Here is a 19,577-nt window from a genome sequence, read left to right as displayed (position 1 = left end):
CCGCTTCAACTATTACTTCGACAAGTACGTCTTTCTGCCTGTGGCGAGTGCCTATGAATTCATCACGCCGGATTTCGTGGAAACCGGCCCGGTCAGAATGGAACCGTCGCACCGAAAATCACCAGGGCATCTTCCTCTCCGGAGGCGGTGTAAACAGCCCTGCCGGTTTCTTTTGAAATGGCCAGCGTCCAGCCAAATCCGTCCCGCGACTTCTCATAACCGTCCTCCGCTCCCTGCAGGATCAGTTTGCCGTCCACATTTTCCATGCGTTCTATGGGTGAGGGCGGCCTGTCGTCACCCGGCACGGCGGATGCGATATTTTTTTTCTCGAAGTCGATTTTAAAAAACTGGGGCACGTCGATTTCCTCTGCCGGCGTTTCGAAGCACTCACCGTCGGGTGTGCATTCGATCACCTTTATGACCGATAGCAGCAGTGCTTTCGAGCCGTCAAAGTCTTCGCCGGCGGCTGCAAGGGGAATCAGGCAAAGGCATAAAAAAATCAGACCGGTAAGGATTCGCTTGTTCATAATGCCCTCCAGACGTTTTTTCAGGGTCCACCAACCGATGACGTTATTTGCTTCGGGCCAAAGCGGAAACCCGATTTGAAAAGCGGAACATCAACATATTGCGAGAATTCAAATCACAGTGGTCAGCATAGCAACCGCGCAGCTGAGTCATTCAGGGATGAACGCTATTTAACGGAATAGCCTCTTCCTTCCAGGCAGGCACCATAGGCACGGTTGTAGGCATTGCGCTGCTGCGCATACTGTCCGGCTTGCTGGTTGGCCCACTGCTGCTGCGCCTGCTGGTCCTGCTGCTGCTGCCGATGGGTGCGCGCACCGCCTAAAACCCCACCGGTAAGAGCACCGATGCCCGCCCCCTTTTTGGCACCTTTTTTGCCGCTGGCGATGGCGCCCACTCCGGCACCCAGCAACCCACCCCCGACACCACCCCTTACAGCACTGCCGGCCACGCTCCCCTGGGCTTGCTGGGGTGGCGGCGCACTGCTGGCGGTCGGCGTTTGCATGGGATCAAAACCGGTTTGCCCTTTGGCCCAGGAGTAGCATTCGAATTTGTCCTTTTCCATCTGCTGCTGGCTCTGACCCTTGGCCGGGTAGATGACAAGGTCCTGGGCAACCGCGGGTCCTGCCACGACAATCGACAGCAGCATCACAAGCCATAACGGTGTGCGTTTTTTCATCGTTACCTCCTTATGGATTTCAGTCTGGTGCGCCCGTTCATCCGCAACACCTTTTTTCTGAGACCGTGTCCCAAAAAGTCATTTGACCGCAAGACGACGGGCCGTCAGTGTGATCACGGCGATGCGTATTATGCTTTCGTGGTTTCGGGCAACTTCTCGTAGTCCTTGGGTAGCCTCCGGTGACGACCCAGCCATCCGGAGAACCGCTCCACAACCCACCGGCGTGGAAGCACATGGAAATGACCGGTTCAACCTTTTTGGACACGCGCTAAAAAATGATGCCCACATAGCCCACAAAGCTGTCTCCGGGGTGTTTGTCGTAGCTCGTGGCATAGGCGACGGTCTCGGCTCGCCGGGCGCCAAGCTGCAGGCCGGCCGCCAGTGCCGCCGCCGCCGCGCCGGCGCAGCAGGCATTCTGATGCGCCAGGGCTTTTCGGATCACCGCCTGGGGGTCCAGCGCCAGCATCGTCTCGATTATTTCGCGGTCGTTTTGATCCCGCACCCAGCGCACGGCCTGCGGCCCGCTGCCCTCCGGTGAAAAGCCGTAGTTGGCCCCGTAATGGGTCAAATCGGTGGATCCCAGGATCTTGATGCGCAACCCCAGCTCACGGCCGATGTCCACCGCGGCGGCCCCGATTTCGATGGCCTCGGGGGACGGTGCGGCGCCGATCGGAACGATTTTGACCCCCCTGAAAAAGTATTTGATAAACGGCAGCTGCAGCTCGATGGTGTTGTCCTGGGAGTAGCGCCCCGGCTTTTCAATGGTGAATGCGAACCGTCGCGCCAGGGCGGCCGCCAGCCGCTCTTCCACCGGCAGGCTGCCGAGAGGTGTTTCCCAAGCCCCGGCGGTCATGATGTGGTGGGCCGAGGCGGGGTGCAGGTGCATGCCGAAGAGCACGAAGACGTCCGGCGGGGGGTCCTGCCGCAGGGCGTGGATCACGCGGCAGGCGATGCTGCCGGAAAAGAACCAGCCGGCATGGGGCACGATGCCGCCCACCAGGACGCGGTCCGGGGGGGGCTGAAAACCGTCCTCTTTCAGGAACCCTTTGATGGCGCTTTGACACCCGGCGGCGGTGTCGGGATACCAGCTGCCGGCAAAGACCGATTTGCGGAGCGTCATTGGGCACCTCCTTTCTGAAGCGGCTGAAGGTGGCGGGAGAAAAGGCCGGCGGAGGATTGTGGGCGAGCGCGGGGCGTGGCGGTGGATCTCCCGGCGACCCTGATGGGTAAAGAATTTCATTTTGCCACACCCCGCCCGCCTTGTCCATGGACTTTTAGACCCGTGTCGCCGCAGTCCACCTATCCGTCTGCAGCCCTCCTGGCCGGCGCCAAAATCCTTAACATTCGCCCGCCAATGTGCTATGTGCAGACAACTTTTTGGCGGCCGGCGCCGGCGCGCTTCCTCCCCGGCCGCCGCAAACCGCCGAGAACCCACGCACGCGGCATTCAGAGAGGCCTTATGTTCAAAGTCATGATCCGGGACGGCATGTCCCCGCTTGCCAGACAAATTCTTGAGGCCACGGGCCAGATCGAGGTGGTCGTGGACAACGACAAAACCACCTCCGAACCGGACCGGCTGGCTGAAATCATAGCCGATTTCGACGGACTGGCCATTCGCAGCGGCACCCGCGTTACCGCGGCGGTGCTGGACAAGGCCCCCAGGCTGAAGGTTATCGGCCGGGCCGGCATCGGGGTCGACAATATCGACGTGCAGGCCGCCACCCGCAAGGGCATCGTGGTCATGAACGCCCCCGGCGGCAATACCATCACCACCGCCGAGCACACAATCTCGATGATGTTCGCGCTCGCCCGCAACATCCCCCAGGGGACCTGGTCGTTGCGCCACGGCAAGTGGGAAAAGAAAACCTTGACCGGCGTCGAGATCACCGGCAAGACTTTGGGGATCATCGGTCTCGGGCACATCGGGCGGGTGGTGGCCGAGCGGGCCCAGGGGCTGAAAATGCGGGTGATCGCCAGCGACCCCTTTGTGAGCCCAGAGGCCGCCCGGGCGCTGGGGGTTACCCTGGTGAGTTTTGACGAGCTCTTGGCCGGGTCCGATTTTATCTCCCTGCATGTGCCGCGCATGAAGGAGACCGTCAACCTGATCAACGCCGGAACCATCGTCAAAATGAAGCCCGGGGTGCGGCTGATCAACTGCTCCCGGGGCGAGGTGGTCAACATCGACGATCTCTACGATGCGCTGGTCAGCGGCCGGGTGGCCGGGGCCGCCCTGGACGTGCTGCCCCAGGAACCGCCCGATCCCACCTGGCCGATCCTGCAGCACCCCCACGTGATTCTCACGCCGCACCTGGGGGCCAGCACCGGCGAGGCCCAGGAAAAGGTCGCCGACATGATCGCGCACCAGATCGCCAATTACCTGATCAACGACGTCATCACCAATGCGGTCAATTTTCCGTCGCTCTCCAAGGAGAGCATGGATCAGCTGCGTCCCTACCTGGATCTGAGCGAGAAGATGGGCTCGCTCATGGGGCAGCTGGCCAAGGGCGTGCATGATATCACAATCACCTACGAGGGCGAGATGGCCAACCTGGCCACCCAGCCGCTGACCCACGCCCTGCTCAAAGGCCTGCTGGGCGCCTTCACCGACAAACCGGTCAACTTTGTCAGCGCCCCCGAGATTGCCAAGGAAAAAGGCATCTCGGTCAAGGAGGTCACCACCCAGAAAAAGGCCAATTTTTCGGGGGTCATCCGGCTGAAACTGGAAGACGTCGAAGAGGGGCCGGGCGAAATCTGGGGCACGATCTTCGCCGAGAAGCACCCCCGCATCGTCCGCCTGGGCAAAATCTACCTGGACGCCATTCCCGAGGGCGCCATGATCGTCATCCAGAACTTCGACCGGCCCGGGGTGATCGGCAACCTGGGGACAACCCTGGGGCGCCACAACATCAATATCGGCCGTTTCCAGCTGGGGCGGCTGGAGGACCGCGCGCTGTGCATGATCAACGTCGATTCCCCGGCTGAGGAAGCGGTGATCGAAGAGCTGCGCGCGCTGCCCAACATCATTTCGGCCCGCCAGGTGAATCTCGGCTGACCCGGCGGCCGGCTTTTCCGATCCGACACAAGCTAAGAGGGCGAACCAAATAAACGGTTCGCCCTCTTAGCATTTTTTGGGGTTGCGGCTGCATGCTTACGCCGCCGGCTACCGCAGCTTGCGCCCGACCTGCTCCTTGAGCCAGTCGACCCAGGGGGCCAGCCCGTCGCCGCTGTGCGCCGAGATTTCAAAGATCGGCATCTGCGGGTGGATCTGGCGGATATTGGCCAGCACCGCGGCCTTGTCGTAGTCCAGGTGCGGCAGCAGGTCGGTCTTGTTGAGCAGGGCGGCGTCGCAGACCCGGAACATCAGGGGGTACTTGAGGGGTTTGTCCTCACCTTCGGTGACGCTGAGCACGACCACGCGGGCGTCTTCGCCAATGTCGAATTCCGCCGGGCAGACGAGGTTGCCCACGTTTTCAACGATCAGCAGCTCCGTCTGGTCCAGATCCAGGTCCATGGCCGCTTTTTCGATGACGTGGGCCGCCAGGTGGCAGTCGCCGCCGAAGGCGTCGGTGTTGACTTGGATCACCGGCACACCCGTGCGCGCCAGGCGGTCCGCGTCGTTGGTGGTGCAGACGTCGCCGACGATGACCGCGCAATGCAGCGCCGGTGCCAGGAGCGCGAGGGTCTTCTCCAGGGTGGTGGTCTTGCCCGAACCCGGCGAACTCATCATGTTGAGGACAAACACCTTTTTGCTGCTGAACAGCTCCCGGTTGCGGGCGGCCATGGTGTCATTGACGTCCAGGACCTTGCGGACCACTTTGATTTCCATCAAATTTTCCTTCCGGCGGGCACCACCGAAGGCCGGTGGGCTCAGTCTTTTTCGACTTCGATGGACACGATGTCCAGTTCCCGGCCCGAGAGCATCCGGACATCCCCGCTGTCACAGGCCGGACAGCGAAAGGCCGGCCCGTCTAAGGTCCATTCGTGGCCGCAGGCGCCGCAGCGGGCCACCACCGCCACCTCTTGCATGAAGAGCTCCGCCCCCTCCATGGGGGTGTTGCGGGTGATCGCCGCAAAACAGAAGCGCAGACTCTCCGGCACCACCGCCGCCATTTTGCCGACCTTCAGGTTGACCCGCTGGATGCGGGCCCCGGCAAGCTCGGGGGGCAGGGAGGCTTTGGCGATTTCGACAATCTGGAGCGCCAACCCCATTTCGTGCATGATCCGTGGGCCTGTTGCGAAAAAAAGGTTCATCCCCGTCCGGCGGCGCGCGGCCCGGCGAGCGGTGTCAAAAAGCCTTGGCGCAGAGTTCGCCCAGGGTCCCCAGGTTCTCGCAGACGTGGATCCCACTGGCCTTCATGGCGGCGATCTTGCCCTGGGCGGTACCGCTGGCGCCGCTGATGATGGCGCCGGCATGCCCCATGCGGCGGCCCGGCGGGGCCGTCAAGCCGGCGATGAAGCCCACCACGGGCTTGGTCACCTCCCGGGTGATGAAATCGGCGGCGTCCTCCTCGGCGCTCCCGCCGATTTCTCCCACCATCACGATCCCGGTGGTTTCGGGGTCGTTCTGAAAGGCCGTCAGGCAGTCGATGAAGTTGGTGCCGTTGACCGGGTCGCCGCCGATTCCGATGCATGTGGTCTGGCCGATTCCCTGCTGGGTCAACTGATGAACGACCTCGTAGGTCAGGGTGCCGGAGCGCGACACCACCCCGATGGGGCCGCCGGGTTTGTGGATCGGGCCCGGCATGATGCCGACCTTGCACGCACCGGGGGTGATGATGCCCGGGCAGTTGGGGCCGATCAGACGGCAGGCCTTGTTTCGGAGGTAATTTTTGACGCGCATCATGTCCATCACCGGAATGCCCTCGGTGATGGCCACGATCAGGTCCACCCCACTGTCGGCGGCCTCCAGGATCGCGTCGGCGGCAAAGGCCGGCGGCACGAAGATCAGGCTGCAGTTGGCCCCGGTTTCGGCAACGGCCTCCTTGGCGCGGTTGAAAACCGGGATGCCGTCCATCTCCTGGCCGCCCTTCCCGGGGGTCACCCCGGCCACCACCTGGGTGCCGTAGGCCGCGCACTGGCGGGTGTGAAACTGCCCCTCGCGTCCGGTAATTCCCTGAACCAGAACCTTGGTGTTCTTGTCGACGAAAATGCTCATCTTTTCTCCCTCTTCAGACCCACCTGCAGGTCGAAACGGTGTCAGGCGTTGACGATCGCGGCCACCTTGCCGGCCGCGTCCTTGAGGTCCACCGCGGTGATCAGGTTCAGGCCGGATTCCGACAGGATCCTGCGCCCCTCCTCCACGTTGGTACCCTCCATGCGGACCACCACGGGCACGTTCAAGCCGGCTTTGGTCGCGGCCGTCACCACGCCCTGGGCCAGGACGTCGCAGCGCAGGATGCCCCCGAAGATGTTGATCAGGATGCCCTTGACGTTCTTGTCGCTGAGGATGATCCGAAAGCCGTTTTCCACCATTTCGGCGTTGGCGCCGCCGCCCACGTCCAGAAAGTTGGCGGGCTCCGCACCGGCCAGCTTGATGATGTCCATCGTGGCCATGGCCAGCCCCGCGCCGTTGACCATGTTGCCGACATTGCCCCCGCCGCCGAGATTGATGTAGTTGAGATTGTACTTGGAGGCTTCCAGCTCCAGCGGGTCCTCTTCGTCCGTATCGCGGTAGGCCAGGATGTCCTTGTGCCGGAAGAGGGCGTTGCTGTCCACGTCCACCTTGGCGTCCAGCGCGATGACGCTGTTTTCCGCCGTCAGCACCAGGGGGTTGATCTCCACCAGCGAGCAGTCGCAGGTGGTGAAAACCCGGTAGAGGCTGCCCAGCAGGGCCGAAAAGGGCTTCATCGCCGCCGCCGGGATGTTGAGCCGGAAGGCCGCCTCGCGGATGTGGTAGGGCTGGATGCCCAGCAGCGGGTCGACGTAGACCTTGACGATTTTCTCCGGCGTCTCGGCCGCAACGGTTTCGATGTCCATGCCGCCGGCCTCGCTGGCCATGATGATGTTCTGGGCGCTGGCGCGATCGGGCAGGACGCTCAGGTAGAGTTCCTTGGCGATGTTGAGGCCCTGCTCCACCAGGACCTTCTTGACCAGCCGGCCCTGGGGCCCGGTCTGGGGCGTGACCAGGGTCATGCCGATGATCTGGCCGGCGAGAGTTCCCACCTCGTCCAGGGACTGAGCCAGCTTGACCCCGCCGCCTTTGCCGCGCCCCCCGGCGTGGATCTGGGCTTTGACCACCACCGGAAACCCGCCCAGCTTCTGGGCCACGCCCCTGGCCTCCTCGGGGGTGAAGGCGACGCCGCCGTCCGGCACCGGGACGCCGTATTTGCGGAACAGTTCCTTTGCCTGGTACTCGTGGATTTTCATTGCTGCAACCCCCTCCCTGTGTGCTGCGGGATAGTGACGCGGCAAACGCCGGACAAGCCGGCGTTCGCCCGTTTTTGCGGATGACGCTGGGCTAACCGATGACGGCCAGCACGTCGTTTTTGGCCACCGAGTCGCCGCTCTTGCGTGTGATGGCCTTGATGGTGCCGGCCACCGGGGCCGGCAGGGCATTTTCCATTTTCATGGCCTCCAGGACCAGCACGGTTTCCCCCTCGGCGACGGTGTCGCCCACCTGTTTGCTGTAGGAGACGATCATGCCGGGCATCGGGGCCACCAGCGGGGTCCCGTCGGCGACGGCGGCCGCGGCCGGTTTGGGGGCGGCGGCCGGCTTCGGGGGCGCTGCCGGTTTGGGCGCCGCCGGGGCTGCCGGCGCCTTGGGTGCTGCGGGCGCGGGGGCGGCCGGACGCAGCGGTGGAATGAATGTCGCCGCGGGCGCCGCGGCGGCGGCGGCCGGCGTGCCGGGCGCTGCGGGTGCCGCCGGCAGCTGCTGCAGGTAGCTGATCACCGGCGAGCCGCCGACCTCGTCCACGCCGACCTCGAAGAACTCGTCATCCATGAACACGTTGAAGGTGCGGGCGTTTTCGCTCTTGGCCGGGGCGGCCTCCTTCTTGGCCTTTTCCACCAGTTCGCCGGCCAGGGCTTTCTTGACCAGCTCGCGCTCCTTGAGGGCCTGCTCCAGCGTTTTGGGGCGGACTTCCGGGGGCGCCTCCTCCTTGCCGTATTTCCATTTGAGGAAGCGTTTGCCGGTCACCGGGTAGAGGGCGTAGAGAATTTCATCGTCCAGGTCCACCGCCAGGCCCTTGATCTCCTCCTGGGCCTTCTTCAGCTCGGGCTCCAGGACCTCGGCCGGCCGGCAGGTGATCGGTTCCTCGCCGCGCGGGTAGCCCTTGAGGGCTTTCTTCTGGACTTCCGGGTTGATGGGCACCGCGGTCTTGCCGTAGAGCCCGTAGCAGAGGTCTTTGACCTGGCCGGTGATGCGCTTGTAGCGCTCGTTTTCATCGTCGAAGAGGACGTTGTTGACCGTCTGCACACCGACGATCTGGCTGGTGGGGGTCACCAGCGGGATCTGGCCGAGATCCTTGCGCACCCGCGGCAGTTCGGCGTAAACCTGATCGATTTTGTCCAGGGCGTCCATTTCGCGCAGCTGGTTGACCAGGTTGGAGAGCATCCCGCCCGGGGTCTGGTGCAAGAGGACGTTGATGTCGATGATCGACATTTTGGTGTCGTCCAGCAGGTGGCGGTACTTGGGCATGACCTCCTTTTCGAGGATTTCGTTGATCTGACCCAGCAGGCGGATGTCGAAGCCGGTGTCGCGGTTGGTCCCTATCAGGGCCATCACCAGCGGCTCGATGGCGGCATGCGAGGTGCGGTAGGCGTAAGGCGCCATGACCGCGTCGATGATGTCCACGCCGGCCTCGATGGCCTTGAGGTGGCTCATGGCGGACATCCCCGAGGTGAAGTGGCTGTGGAGATGGATGGGCGGTTTGACCGCGGCTTTGAGCGTCTTGACGATGGCGTAGGCATCGTAGGGGGCGATCAGCCCGGCCATGTCCTTGATGCAGATGCTGTCGGCGCCCATGGCCTCCAGCGCCTTGGCCTTGTTGAGATAGTACTCCAGGTTGTAGACCTCGCCGCCCAGGCGCGGTTCGGTCAGGGTGTAGCAGATACAGCCCTGGAAGTGCTTGCCGCAGGACTTGATCACCGGCACGACGGTCTCGAAGTTGCGGTAGTCGTTGAGGGCGTCGAAGGTCCGGAAGATGTCCATCCCGTTTTCGGCGGCGCGCTGGACGAAGGCTTTGGCCACGTCATCGGCGTAGTTGCGGTAGCCGACCAGGTTCTGGCCGCGCAGCAGCATCGAGAAGGGCGTTTTTTTGATGTAGCGCTTGAGGGTGCGGATGCGCTCCCAGGGGTCTTCGTTGAGAAAGCGGTGCATGGTGTCGAAGGTGGCGCCGCCCCAGACCTCCATGGCCCAGAAGCCCACCTGGTCCATCATTTCGGCCACCGGCAGCATGTCCTCGGTGCGCCCGCGGGTGGCGAAAAGCGACTGGTGACCGTCGCGCAGACTCAAATCCTCGATCTTGACCGGATTTGCCGCCTGGGGACGGTCCTTGGCATAGTTCATTTCCGTCATTGCTACTTGGCTGTGATCGCTCATCTTAGACTTCTCCTCTCAAAAGATAGCTGGCGCGAGTTAAAATTGCGGTATTGGGTGGTGTCGGGACCGGTTCGGGGCCGGCGGGCTATCGCATTTTCCATCCCTGAAACGCTTTGAGCTGCATCAGCCCCCGCAGCTGCATCTGCTCCTGGCGGCCGCTGAAGCCCCACGGCTTGTAGGCGGCGGCCGGCGCCGGGGCAGGTGCCGGGGCGATTTCGGCTGTGCCGGCCTGGAGGCGCTGGAGGCACAGGGCTTCTTCTTCGGTCTGGATGTAGGCGATTACCGCCGAGGCGATGGCGGCCCTTTTTTTGTCGGCTTCCATGGGGTCTCCCTGGGTTAGACGTTGGCGAAGATGGGCGGAAAAGCGGCCCGGCTCACATCGGGATGTTGCCGTGCTTTTTCGGCGGCCGCAGCTCCCGCTTGGTGCATAGGATCTCCAGGGCCTCGATGAGCCGCGGCCGGGTCTCGCTGGGTTCGATCACCGCGTCGATGTAGCCACGGCTGGCGGCGCAGTATGGGTTGGAGAAAAGCGCCTTGTACTCCTCGATTTTTTCCTTGCGCTTGGCCACCGGTTCTTCGGCCTCCTTGATCTCGCGGCGGTGGATGATGTTGGCCGCACCCTCGGCGCCCATCACGGCGATCTCGGCGGTGGGCCAGGCAAAGGCCATGTCGGCCCCCAGGTCCTTGGAGCACATCGCCAGGTAGGAGCCGCCGTAGTCCTTGCGGGTCACCAGCAGCAGCTTGGGCACGGTGGCCTCGGAGTAGCACCACAGCAGCTTGGCGCCGTGGCGGATGATGCCGCCCCATTCCTGCTGGCTGCCGGGCAGGTAGCCGGGGACATCGGCGATGGTCAGCATCGGGATGTTGAAGGCGTCGCAGAAGCGGATGAAGCGCGTGGCCTTGTCCGAAGCGTTGATGTCCAGGCAGCCGGCCAGGTTCTTGGGCTGATTGGCGATGATGCCGATGGTCCGGCCGTTCAGGCGCGCAAAGCAGACGAGAATGTTGGGCGCGAAGAACTGGTGCGGCTCGAAGAATTCGCCGTTGTCGACGATCGCGGCGATCACGTCCTTCACGTCGTAGGCCGTATTCGGGTTGTCGGGAATGATCGTGTTGAGCTCCGGCGCGCTGCGCCTGGGGGAGTCGCCGGTGTCCACCCGCGGCGGGTCCTCCATGTTGTTGGCCGGCAGATAGGAGAGCAGGCGTTTGATCTGCGCGATGGCGTCCTCGTCGTTTTCACAGGCGAAATGCGAGACGCCGCTCTTTTCGCTGTGGGTCATGGCCCCACCCAGGTCCTCGAAGCTGATCTCCTCGCCGGTGACGGCCTTGATGACCTGGGGCCCGGTGATGAACATGAAGCTGGTGTTTTTGACCATGAAAATCCAGTCGGTCATGGCCGGCGAGTAGACGGCGCCGCCGGCGGTGGTGCCCATGATGGCCGAAATCTGGGGGATGACCCCCGAGGCCAGCGAGTTGCGGTAGAAAATCTGACCGAAGCCCGACAGGGCATCGACCCCTTCCTGGATGCGCGCCCCGCCGGAATCGTTGATGCCCACGAAGGGCACGCCGGCTTTGAGGGCCAGGTCCATGACCTTGCAGATTTTCTTGGCGTGCATTTCCCCCAGGCTGCCGGCGCGCGAAGTGAAGTCCTGGGAGAAGGCGAACACCGGGCGGCCGTCCACCATCCCGTGGCCGGTGACCACGCCGTCGGAGGGCACCTCGACCTTCTCCATCCCGAAGTTGACGCAGCGGTGCTGGACGAACATGTCGATTTCGCGGAAAGTTCCCGGGTCGAAAAGCAAGTCCAGCCGCTCACGGGCGCTGAGCTTGCCCGATTCCTTGTGCTTCGCGACCGCCTTCTCGCCGCCCATCTGCAGGACCTTTTGCTCGCGTTCCTTGAGATCCTTCAACTTGTCATCAACGACACCCATCGTTTCTTCCTTTCATCTCGCCAGATTTTATGATTGGAAAACATTATATATCCGAATCCTTGTCAAGCAAAAAGAGGAGGTCGCTGGCGGCCCGGGTGGGCGCGCACTCGCCCCGCTGAACGGCGGCGATCACCTCGGGCAGCCGGCGCTGGACGGCCGGATGCTGGTGGAAGCGCTCCTTGAGGCCCTCCTCCAGCAGGGTCCACATCCAGGCCAGGGACTGCTGGCGGCGTTTGGCCTGCAGTTCGCCGACGGCCTCCAGTTTGCGGTGATGCGCCATCACGGTCGACCAGACCTCCTCGATGCCGACGGTGTTCAGGGCGCTGCAGGTCAGCACCGGCGGGTTCCAGTGGGGAGAGGCCGGGCTGAGGTAGTGCAGGGCGTTTTCATACTCCCGGCGGGCCCGCCGCGCCTTTTCGAGGTTGTCGCCGTCGGCCTTGTTGATGGCGATGGCATCGGCCAGCTCCAAGATGCCCTTCTTGATCCCCTGGAGCTCGTCGCCGGCGCCGGCCAGCATCAGGACCAGGAAAAAGTCGACCATGGAGGCCACCGCCGTTTCCGACTGTCCGACCCCCACGGTTTCGACGATGATGACATCAAAGCCCGCGGCTTCGCAGACCACCATGGTCTCGCGCGTCCGGCTGGCCACCCCGCCCAGGGTGCCCCCCGAGGGCGAGGGCCGGATAAAGGCGTTCTCCTCGGCCGAGAGGCGCTCCATGCGGGTCTTGTCCGCCAGGATGCTGCCGCCGCTGCGCGCGCTGCTGGGGTCCACCGCCAGAACCGCCAAGCGGTGGCCCCGGCCCACCAGATACATGCCGAGACTCTCGATGAAGGTGCTCTTGCCCACTCCGGGCACCCCCGTGATGCCCACCCGCACCGCCTTGCAGCGCCGGGGCAGAAGGTGCTCGACGATCTCGCGGGCCAGCTGCTGGCGGCTCGGCAGGACGCTTTCCACCAGGGTGATGGTCTTGGCGAGGATGCGCTGGTTGCGCTCCAGGACCCCTTTGACGTAGTCTTCGGCTTCGGCGGATAGCATCGCGCTACGATCAGGCCTTCTTTTCGACGACGTTCAGGACCTTGTTGGCGGCGTCGGTCACCACCGTACCGGGGCCGAACACGCAGGCCGCGCCGGCCTGGTAGAGAAAATCGTAGTCGCCCGGCGGAATGACCCCGCCGACCACCACCGCGATGTCCTCGCCGCCGGCCTGCTTGAGCTCCGCGATCAGCTGCGGCACCAGGGTCTTGTGGCCGGCGGCCAGGCTGGAGACCCCCACCACGTGGACGTCGTTTTCCACCGCCATTTTGGCCGCTTCCCTGGGGGTCTGGAACATGGGGCTGATGTCGACGTCGAAGCCCAGGTCGGCGAAGGCCGTGGCGATCACCTTGATCCCCCGGTCGTGGCCGTCCTGGCCCATCTTGGTGACCAGGATGCGCGGCCGGCGGCCCCGCTGCTGCTTGAACTCGTCGGTGCGCTTGCGCAGGGCGGCAAAGATCTCGCTGTCGCCGTACTCTGCGGCGTAGACCCCCGAAATGCTCTGGGTGGTGGCGACAAAGCGCCCGAAGACCTTCTCCATGGCATCCGAGATCTCCCCTACCGTGGCGCGCGCGCGCACCGCCGTGATGCAGGCGGCCAGCAGGTTGTCGCCGCCTTCGGCCGCGCGGGTGACGGCCTCAAGGGCTTGGGCGACCGCTGCGGCGTCGCGCCGGCCGCGGATTTCCTTCAGGCGCGCGACCTGCTCCTCGCGCACGCTGGCGGGCACCTCCAGAACCTCCATGGGGGTTTCCTGGTCGATCTTGTACTTGTTGACCCCCACAATCACGTCGAGCCCCTGGTCGATGCGCGCCTGTTTGCGGGCTGCCGACTCCTCGATCCGCATTTTGGGCATACCGGTTTCGATGGCCTTGGCCATGCCGCCCAGTTCCTCGACCTCGGCAATGATCTTGCGGGCCTCGCGGATGATCCCGTCGGTCAGGGCCTCCACGTAGTAGGAACCGCCCAGGGGGTCGACCACGTGGCAGACCTGGGATTCCTCCTGGATGACCAGCTGGGTGTTGCGGGCGATGCGGGCGGAGAAGTCGGTGGGCAGACCGACGGCCTCGTCGAAGGAGTTGGTGTGCAGCGACTGGGTGCCGCCCAGGACCGCCGAGAGGGCCTCCAGGGTGGTGCGGATGATGTTGTTGTAGGGATCCTGTTGGGTGAGGCTCCAGCCCGAGGTCTGGACGTGGGTGCGCAGCATGGAGGATTTGGGGTTCTTGGGGTTGAACTGCCGCATCAGGTCGTGCCAGAGAAAGCGCGCCGCCCGCAGCATGGCGATTTCCATGAAGAAGTTCATGCCGACCCCGAAGAAGAAGGACAGCCTTGGGGCGAAGGTGTCGATGTCCAGGCCGGCGGCCAGCGCCGCCCGCACGTATTCGATCCCGTCGGCCAGGGTGAAGGCGGTCTGGAGGACCGAGTTGGCGCCGGCCTCCATCATGTGGTAGCCGCTGATGCTGACGGTGTTGAAGCGCGGCATGTTCTCCGAGCAGTAGGCGATGATGTCGGAGACGATCCGCATGGAGGGCTCCGGCGGGTAGATGTAGGTGTTGCGGGTGAGGTACTCCTTCAAAATGTCGTTCTGGATCGTGCCGGTGAGCTGCGCCTGGGCGACCCCCTGCTCCTCGGCGGCCACGATGTAGCCGGCCATGATGGGCAGCACCGCGCCGTTCATGGTCATGGAGACCGACATCTGGTCCAGCGGGATCTGGTCGAAGAGGATCTTCATGTCCTCAATGGAATCGATGGCGACGCCGGCCTTGCCGATGTCGCCGACCACCCGCGGGTGGTCGGAATCATAGCCCCGGTGGGTGGCCAGGTCGAAGGCCACCGAGAGCCCCTTCTGGCCGGCGGCCAGGTTGCGGCGGTAGAAGGCGTTGGATTCCTTGGCGGTGGAAAAGCCGGCGTACTGGCGGATGGTCCAGGGGCGCCCGGTGTACATGGTGGCCATCGGGCCGCGGACGTAGGGGGCGATCCCCGGCAGGGTGTTGACGTGTTCCATGCCCTCGAGGTCTTCGGCGGTGTAAAGCGGCTTGACGCGGATGCCCTCGGGGGTGTCCCAGTTCAGGCTCTCCAGGGGTTTGCCTTTCATCTGTTTGGATGCCAGATCGATCCACTTTTGCAGGTCGGGGTGTGCTGCCATGTTCACTCTCCTTGTTCGTTGCGGCCACAATTCAAAAAAGAGGCAAGCGTCCGGGGGGGCAACCCGAGCGCTTCGGGGCTTGCAGTGCGTTGGACGGCGGGTGCCGGAGGCGGAAAAAGAAACTGAGCGATCGTTCGGCAACGATTACCTTACCTAAAAATCGCTGACAGGTCAATATGTTTGGCGTACGGGGTGTGGGCCGCTGCCTACCGTTCGCAGAGCTCGACCAGGACCCCGTTGGTGGCCTTGGGGTGCAGAAAGGCGATTTTGGCCCCGCCGGCCCCCTTGCGGGGGGTCTGATCGATCAGCTGGACGCCCTTGGCCTTGAGCTCTTCCAGGGCCGCCTCGATGTTCTCCACCCGAAAGGCCACGTGCTGGATGCCCTGGCCCTTCTTTTCGATGTATTTGGCCACCGGCCCGTCGGGGGCGGTGGACATCAGCAGTTCGACTTCGCTTTCCCCCACCGGGAAAAAAGCGGTGGTCACCTTCTGTTCGGCGACCGTCTCGGTGCCCTCGAAATTCAAGCCCAGGACCTCCTGCCAGAAGCGTTGGCCCTCCTCGATGCTGTTGACCGCGATGCCGAGGTGGTCGATTTTCAGAATTTTCATTTCTTATCTCCTTAGTAATGTTGCGGGTTGCCCCCGCAATGGGGGTGAAAACGCTGGGGACTCCAGGCCGGCTACCGGAAGCGGGCCATGACCCGCCGGAAGCCCGGCAGGGCGTTGACGATGGTCTCATCGGAGACGCAAAACGCGATTCGAAAATGACCCGGGCGGCCGAAGCCGCTGCCCGGGACCGTCAGGATCAGCTCCTCCTGCAGGGCCTGCACGAATTTCACGTCATCGGCCAGCGGGGTTCGGGGAAAGGCGTAAAGGGCGCCCTTGGGTGTGACAAAATCGTAGCCGCAGGCGGCCAGACCGTCGCACAACAGGTCGCGCTTGCGCTGGTAGGCGGCCACATCCACGCTGACATCCTGCAGCTCGGCCACCACCCGCTGCATCAGGGCCGGGGCGTTGACAAAGCCCAAAATGCGGTTGGCCAGGGTCATGCCCGCCACCAGGTCCGCCCGGAACTCGGCGCGCGGGCTGACCGCCACGTAGCCGATGCGCTCGCCGGCCAGGGAGAGATCCTTGGAGTAGGAGTTGGCGATCAGGCTGTTGGCGCAGCAGTCGAAGATGCCCGGCACCGTGACGCCGTCAAAAACGATGCGGCGGTAGGGTTCGTCGGAGATCAGGTACAGGCTGCGGCCCAGCTCCCGGCCGCGGGTCTCCAGCAGCGCCCCCAGGGCCTGGAGGCTTTCGGCCGAATAGACCTGGCCGGTGGGGTTGTTGGGCGAGTTGATCAACACCGCGCGCGTGCGGGGGGTGATGGCGGCGGCGAGGCCGTCCAGATCCAGGGTGAAGTCCGCCCGCGTCGGCACGGTTTTCAGCACGCCGCCGTGGTTGTCGGCGTAGAAGGTGTACTCCACGAAATAGGGCGCCGGGGTGATGACCTCATCCCCCGGGTCCAGCAGGGCCTTGAAAATGACGTTCAAGGCGCCGGCGGCCCCGCAGGTCATGATGATCTCCTCGGCGGTCACCGATAGCTTCTCCTGGCGGGCCACGGTCTCGGCCACCCGCTGGCGCACGAAGGGGTAGCCGGCGTTGGGCATGTAGACGTGGTCGTGGTCGCCGGCCTGATCGATGATGGCGCGGGCCACCTGGCGGAAGGCGGCCGGCGGGCTGAGGTTGGGGTTGCCCAGGCTGAAATCGAAAACCCGGTCGGCGCCGTGGTGCGCCTTGAGGCGCGCGCCTTCCTCGAACATCTTGCGGATCCAGGAGGACCGCGTCAGGACCTCCGCCACCTTTCTGGAAATCGTCATGAATCTCTCCCGCTGGGGTTACCCCAATTCGCATCCACGCCCGGCCGGGGCCCTTAGTCCGCCGACTCCACTGATTTAACCCCGGGGATCTCCTTTTTCAACAATTTTTCGATGCCCTGTTTGAGGGTCATCTGGGACATGGGGCAGCCGGCGCAGGCGCCCTTGAGGCGCACCTTGACCACGCCCTCCTCAATGGCCACGAACTCCACGTCGCCGCCGTCGGCCTGCAGCATCGGGCGGATCTTGGCGAGCATCTCTTTGACTTTGGCTTCCATCAGGGGTCTCCTTGGTTGGGGTTGCAGTCGCTGCCGGCGGGGGCGTCAGGCCTGGCGCCGGCGGTAAAACGCCTTTCTGAACTGGTCGAACGCGCCGGCTGCGATGGCCGCTTGCATGGCCGCCATCAACCCGGCATAGTAGTGCAGGTTGTGGATCGAGTTGAGCCGGTAGGCCAGCAGTTCGCGGTTGAGGTAGAGGTGGCGCAGGTAGGCGCGCGAGTAGTGCCGGCAGGTGTAGCAGTCGCAGTCGGGGTCGACGGGGCCGCAATCCAGCCGAAAGCGGGCGTTGGCGATGTTGAGGGTACCAAAGGCAGTCAGCAGCTGGCCGTTGCGGGCATTGCGCGTGGGCAGCACGCAGTCGAACATGTCCGCGCCCAGGGCGGTCAACTCCACCAGGTCTTCGGGGGTGCCGACGCCCATGATGTAGCGCGGTTTGTCGACGGGCAGCAGCGGCAGGCTGGCCGCGGCCACCGCCAGCATCAACTCCGTGGGCTCGCCCACGCTCAGACCGCCCAGGGCGTAGCCCGGAAAGTCGATATCCACCAGCTCGGCCGCCGACTGCGCCCGCAGCGCGTGGTCCATGCCGCCCTGAACGATGCCGAAGAGCAGCCGGTCGGCCGGCGCGCGCGCGCTCCAGAACTCCTTGCAGCGCCGCGCCCAGCGGGTGGTCAGGTCCATGGCCGATCGGGTTTGGTCGGGTGCGGCGGGGTATTGCAGGCACTGGTCGAGGCACATGGCGATATCGGAGCCCAGGCAGATCTGGATTTGCATGGCCTTTTCGGGCGTCAGCAGGTGCCGCGAGCCGTCGATGTGGGACTGGAAGGCGGCGCCCTCCTCGCTGATCCGGGTCAACCGGGCCAGGGAGAAGATCTGAAACCCGCCGCTGTCGGTCAGGATGGGGTGCGGCCAGTTCATGAAGCCGTGAAGACCGCTGAAGGCCTCGATGACCTCGCAGCCGGGGCGCAGGTAGAGGTGGTAGGTGTTGCCCAGGATGACCTGGGCGCCGCAAGTGCGCAGTTCTTCGGGGGAGAGGGCCTTGACCGTGCCCAGGGTGCCCACCGGCATGAAGACCGGGGTGCGGATGGCACCGTGCGCGGTTTGCAGCAAACCGCTGCGGGCGTCGGCATCGGTGGCGATCAGACTGAAAGGCTGCATGCGGTCTTTCTGCGGCGCCGGGGGGCGGCGGATGGCGGCGGATGGCGGCAATCGGGGCCGCGGCCCAATCGGCGGTGATAACCTCGCGCCATGATCCCTACTGGAGCAGCATGGCGTCCCCGTAACTGAAAAAGCGGTAGCCCCGCGCGACGGCCTCCGCGTAGGCCGTGAGCACCCGCTCCCGGCCGGCGAAAGCCGACACCAGCATCAGCAGGGTCGAGCGCGGCAGGTGAAAATTGGTGATCATGGCATCCACCTGGCGGAAACGGTAGCCGGGGTAGATGAACAGGTCGCACTGGCCGCTGCCCGGGGTGAGGCGTCCGTCCGCGCCGGTGGCGAATTCCAGGCTGCGCACGCTGGTGGTGCCGACGGCCACCACGCGACGGCCCTGCCTGCGGGCGCGGTTGACCGCCTCGGCCACCGGCTGCGGGATATGGTACCACTCGGAGTGGATCGGGTGCCGGCGGATATCCGTCACCCGCACCGGTGAAAAAGTACCGTAACCCACGTGCAGCGTAATTGCAACGATCTTGACCCCCCGGGCGGCCAGCCCCCGGACCACCTCGGGGGTGAAATGCAGGCCGGCGGTGGGGGCCGCGATGGCTCCCTTGTGCTCGGCGAAGAGGGTCTGGTAGGCGTTGATGTCGTCGCAGGGCGGTGTCTGCCCCGGCTGTCGGTGGATATAGGGCGGCAGCGGCACCCTGCCGATTGTGGGCAACAGCGCCTCCAGCGCCCGGCCGTCGGCGAAGCTCAGGCGGCAGGTGCCGTTGCGCGCCGATTCCACCCGGGCCTCGAGGCCCGCTTCGAAGGTGATCACGGTCCCCGGCTGGGGCCGTCGGGCGGACTTCACCAGACACTCGCAGACAAACGCGCCCCCCCGGCGGCTGCGGCGCAGGCCGGCGGCGTAGTCCAGGATCAGCACCTCGGCCTTGCCGCCGGTGGCTTTGCACCCCATGAGACGACCCGGAATCACCGCCGTGTTGTTGACCACCAGCAGATCACCGGGGTTCAGGAGACCCTCCAGCTCGCGGAAGCGGTGATGCCCCAGGCGGCCCGAGCGCCGGTCGAGCACCAGCAGGCGCGACCGGTCACGGCCGGCGGCCGGGCTCTGGGCGATGAGCCCCTCGGGCAGGGGGTAATCGTAATCCTCGATGGCGAACATGACGCGCTCAGGTTCTACCCAGGTAGACCAGAAAAAGGCCCAGCAGCATCAGGATCAACCCGAAGCGCCGCAACGCGCCGGCGGACATCTCCCTGATCTTGCCGACCCAGGATTTCATTTGCTCCGGAAAGGCGAAATACGGCAGTCCCTCGATGATCATCACCATTCCCAGCACACAGAGGAAAAATTCCATTAGACTCTCCCGCGGGTTGCCGTGCTCCCGGATGCCCGATTCCCCGCGTCTCTTTTGGTTCAGCGGCTGCCGTGGCGCAGCCGCGGC

At 64.5% G+C, this 19,577-nt stretch carries 19 protein-coding genes and 1 pseudogene; 1 reads left to right on the top strand and 19 read right to left on the bottom strand.

Annotation, left to right across the window (positions count from 1 at the left end):
- Positions 1 to 92 precede the first annotated feature (92 nt).
- The 4 genes and pseudogenes from LJE63_06105 to amrB all read right to left on the bottom strand — a co-directional run bounded on the left by LJE63_06105 (position 93) and on the right by amrB (position 2,321).
- Positions 93 to 527, bottom strand: coding sequence for a hypothetical protein (locus LJE63_06105; GenBank protein ID MCG6906182.1), 435 nt, complete (start codon positions 525 to 527; stop codon positions 93 to 95).
- A 164-nt stretch (positions 528 to 691) separates the two neighbouring features.
- Positions 692 to 1,201 (bottom strand): hypothetical protein, encoded by a 510-nt coding sequence (locus LJE63_06100; GenBank protein MCG6906181.1) that lies wholly within the window; start codon positions 1,199 to 1,201, stop codon positions 692 to 694.
- Between the two features lie 78 nt (positions 1,202 to 1,279).
- Positions 1,280 to 1,440 (bottom strand): annotated as a pseudogene (locus tag LJE63_06095) (transposase).
- A gap of 29 nt (positions 1,441 to 1,469) precedes the next feature.
- The gene (amrB, locus tag LJE63_06090) at positions 1,470 to 2,321 is read right to left on the bottom strand and encodes an AmmeMemoRadiSam system protein B (GenBank protein ID MCG6906180.1); all 852 of its coding nucleotides are present in this window, start codon (positions 2,319 to 2,321) and stop codon (positions 1,470 to 1,472) included.
- A gap of 339 nt (positions 2,322 to 2,660) precedes the next feature.
- Here amrB and serA point away from each other — a divergent pair, with 339 nt between their 5' ends.
- Positions 2,661 to 4,253: a phosphoglycerate dehydrogenase gene (gene serA / locus LJE63_06085; protein MCG6906179.1), complete on the top strand. Its 1,593-nt coding sequence runs from the start codon at positions 2,661 to 2,663 to the stop codon at positions 4,251 to 4,253.
- 108 nt (positions 4,254 to 4,361) lie between these two features.
- On the opposite strand, the gene hypB is transcribed toward serA, so the two are convergent.
- The 15 genes from hypB to LJE63_06010 all read right to left on the bottom strand — a co-directional run bounded on the left by hypB (position 4,362) and on the right by LJE63_06010 (position 19,490).
- Entirely contained in the window at positions 4,362 to 5,027 is a 666-nt protein-coding gene (gene hypB, locus LJE63_06080) for a hydrogenase nickel incorporation protein HypB (protein ID MCG6906178.1), read from the bottom strand.
- 41 nt (positions 5,028 to 5,068) lie between these two features.
- Complete coding sequence (locus tag LJE63_06075) at positions 5,069 to 5,452, bottom strand: hydrogenase maturation nickel metallochaperone HypA (protein ID MCG6906177.1); 384 nt, start codon at positions 5,450 to 5,452, stop codon at positions 5,069 to 5,071.
- Positions 5,453 to 5,486: 34 nt separating this feature from the next.
- The gene (sucD, locus tag LJE63_06070) at positions 5,487 to 6,356 is read right to left on the bottom strand and encodes a succinate--CoA ligase subunit alpha (protein MCG6906176.1); all 870 of its coding nucleotides are present in this window, start codon (positions 6,354 to 6,356) and stop codon (positions 5,487 to 5,489) included.
- 41 nt (positions 6,357 to 6,397) lie between these two features.
- Positions 6,398 to 7,567 (bottom strand): ADP-forming succinate--CoA ligase subunit beta, encoded by a 1,170-nt coding sequence (gene sucC, locus LJE63_06065; GenBank protein ID MCG6906175.1) that lies wholly within the window; start codon positions 7,565 to 7,567, stop codon positions 6,398 to 6,400.
- Positions 7,568 to 7,658: 91 nt separating this feature from the next.
- Complete coding sequence (locus tag LJE63_06060; protein ID MCG6906174.1) at positions 7,659 to 9,740, bottom strand: pyruvate carboxylase subunit B; 2,082 nt, start codon at positions 9,738 to 9,740, stop codon at positions 7,659 to 7,661.
- Between the two features lie 85 nt (positions 9,741 to 9,825).
- Positions 9,826 to 10,062 (bottom strand): hypothetical protein, encoded by a 237-nt coding sequence (locus LJE63_06055; protein MCG6906173.1) that lies wholly within the window; start codon positions 10,060 to 10,062, stop codon positions 9,826 to 9,828.
- A gap of 52 nt (positions 10,063 to 10,114) precedes the next feature.
- Positions 10,115 to 11,668, bottom strand: a complete 1,554-nt coding sequence (locus LJE63_06050) for a methylmalonyl-CoA carboxyltransferase (protein MCG6906172.1) — start codon at positions 11,666 to 11,668, stop codon at positions 10,115 to 10,117.
- Positions 11,669 to 11,711: 43 nt separating this feature from the next.
- The gene (gene meaB, locus LJE63_06045; protein ID MCG6906171.1) at positions 11,712 to 12,704 is read right to left on the bottom strand and encodes a methylmalonyl Co-A mutase-associated GTPase MeaB; all 993 of its coding nucleotides are present in this window, start codon (positions 12,702 to 12,704) and stop codon (positions 11,712 to 11,714) included.
- Between the two features lie 10 nt (positions 12,705 to 12,714).
- A complete protein-coding gene (gene scpA, locus LJE63_06040) occupies positions 12,715 to 14,844 on the bottom strand; it encodes a methylmalonyl-CoA mutase (GenBank protein ID MCG6906170.1) in 2,130 nt (709 codons plus the stop codon).
- A gap of 206 nt (positions 14,845 to 15,050) precedes the next feature.
- Positions 15,051 to 15,452: a methylmalonyl-CoA epimerase gene (gene mce / locus LJE63_06035; GenBank protein MCG6906169.1), complete on the bottom strand. Its 402-nt coding sequence runs from the start codon at positions 15,450 to 15,452 to the stop codon at positions 15,051 to 15,053.
- A 71-nt stretch (positions 15,453 to 15,523) separates the two neighbouring features.
- Positions 15,524 to 16,705 (bottom strand): pyridoxal phosphate-dependent aminotransferase, encoded by a 1,182-nt coding sequence (locus LJE63_06030; GenBank protein ID MCG6906168.1) that lies wholly within the window; start codon positions 16,703 to 16,705, stop codon positions 15,524 to 15,526.
- A 53-nt stretch (positions 16,706 to 16,758) separates the two neighbouring features.
- A complete protein-coding gene (locus LJE63_06025) occupies positions 16,759 to 16,980 on the bottom strand; it encodes a NifU family protein (protein ID MCG6906167.1) in 222 nt (73 codons plus the stop codon).
- A 45-nt stretch (positions 16,981 to 17,025) separates the two neighbouring features.
- Positions 17,026 to 18,135 carry a tRNA guanosine(34) transglycosylase Tgt gene (gene tgt, locus LJE63_06020; GenBank protein ID MCG6906166.1) on the bottom strand — a complete coding sequence of 370 codons (1,110 nt, stop codon included), beginning with the start codon at positions 18,133 to 18,135 and terminating at the stop codon, positions 17,026 to 17,028.
- 97 nt (positions 18,136 to 18,232) lie between these two features.
- Complete coding sequence (gene queA, locus LJE63_06015; protein ID MCG6906165.1) at positions 18,233 to 19,297, bottom strand: tRNA preQ1(34) S-adenosylmethionine ribosyltransferase-isomerase QueA; 1,065 nt, start codon at positions 19,295 to 19,297, stop codon at positions 18,233 to 18,235.
- Positions 19,298 to 19,304: 7 nt separating this feature from the next.
- Positions 19,305 to 19,490, bottom strand: a complete 186-nt coding sequence (locus LJE63_06010) for a DUF2065 domain-containing protein (protein ID MCG6906164.1) — start codon at positions 19,488 to 19,490, stop codon at positions 19,305 to 19,307.
- Positions 19,491 to 19,577: the final 87 nt, after the last annotated feature.

The sequence above is a fragment of the Desulfobacteraceae bacterium genome (genome assembly GCA_022340425.1).
Lineage (GTDB): Bacteria > Desulfobacterota > Desulfobacteria > Desulfobacterales > JAABRJ01 > JAABRJ01.
This window is presented reverse-complemented; position numbering and strand designations above follow the sequence as displayed.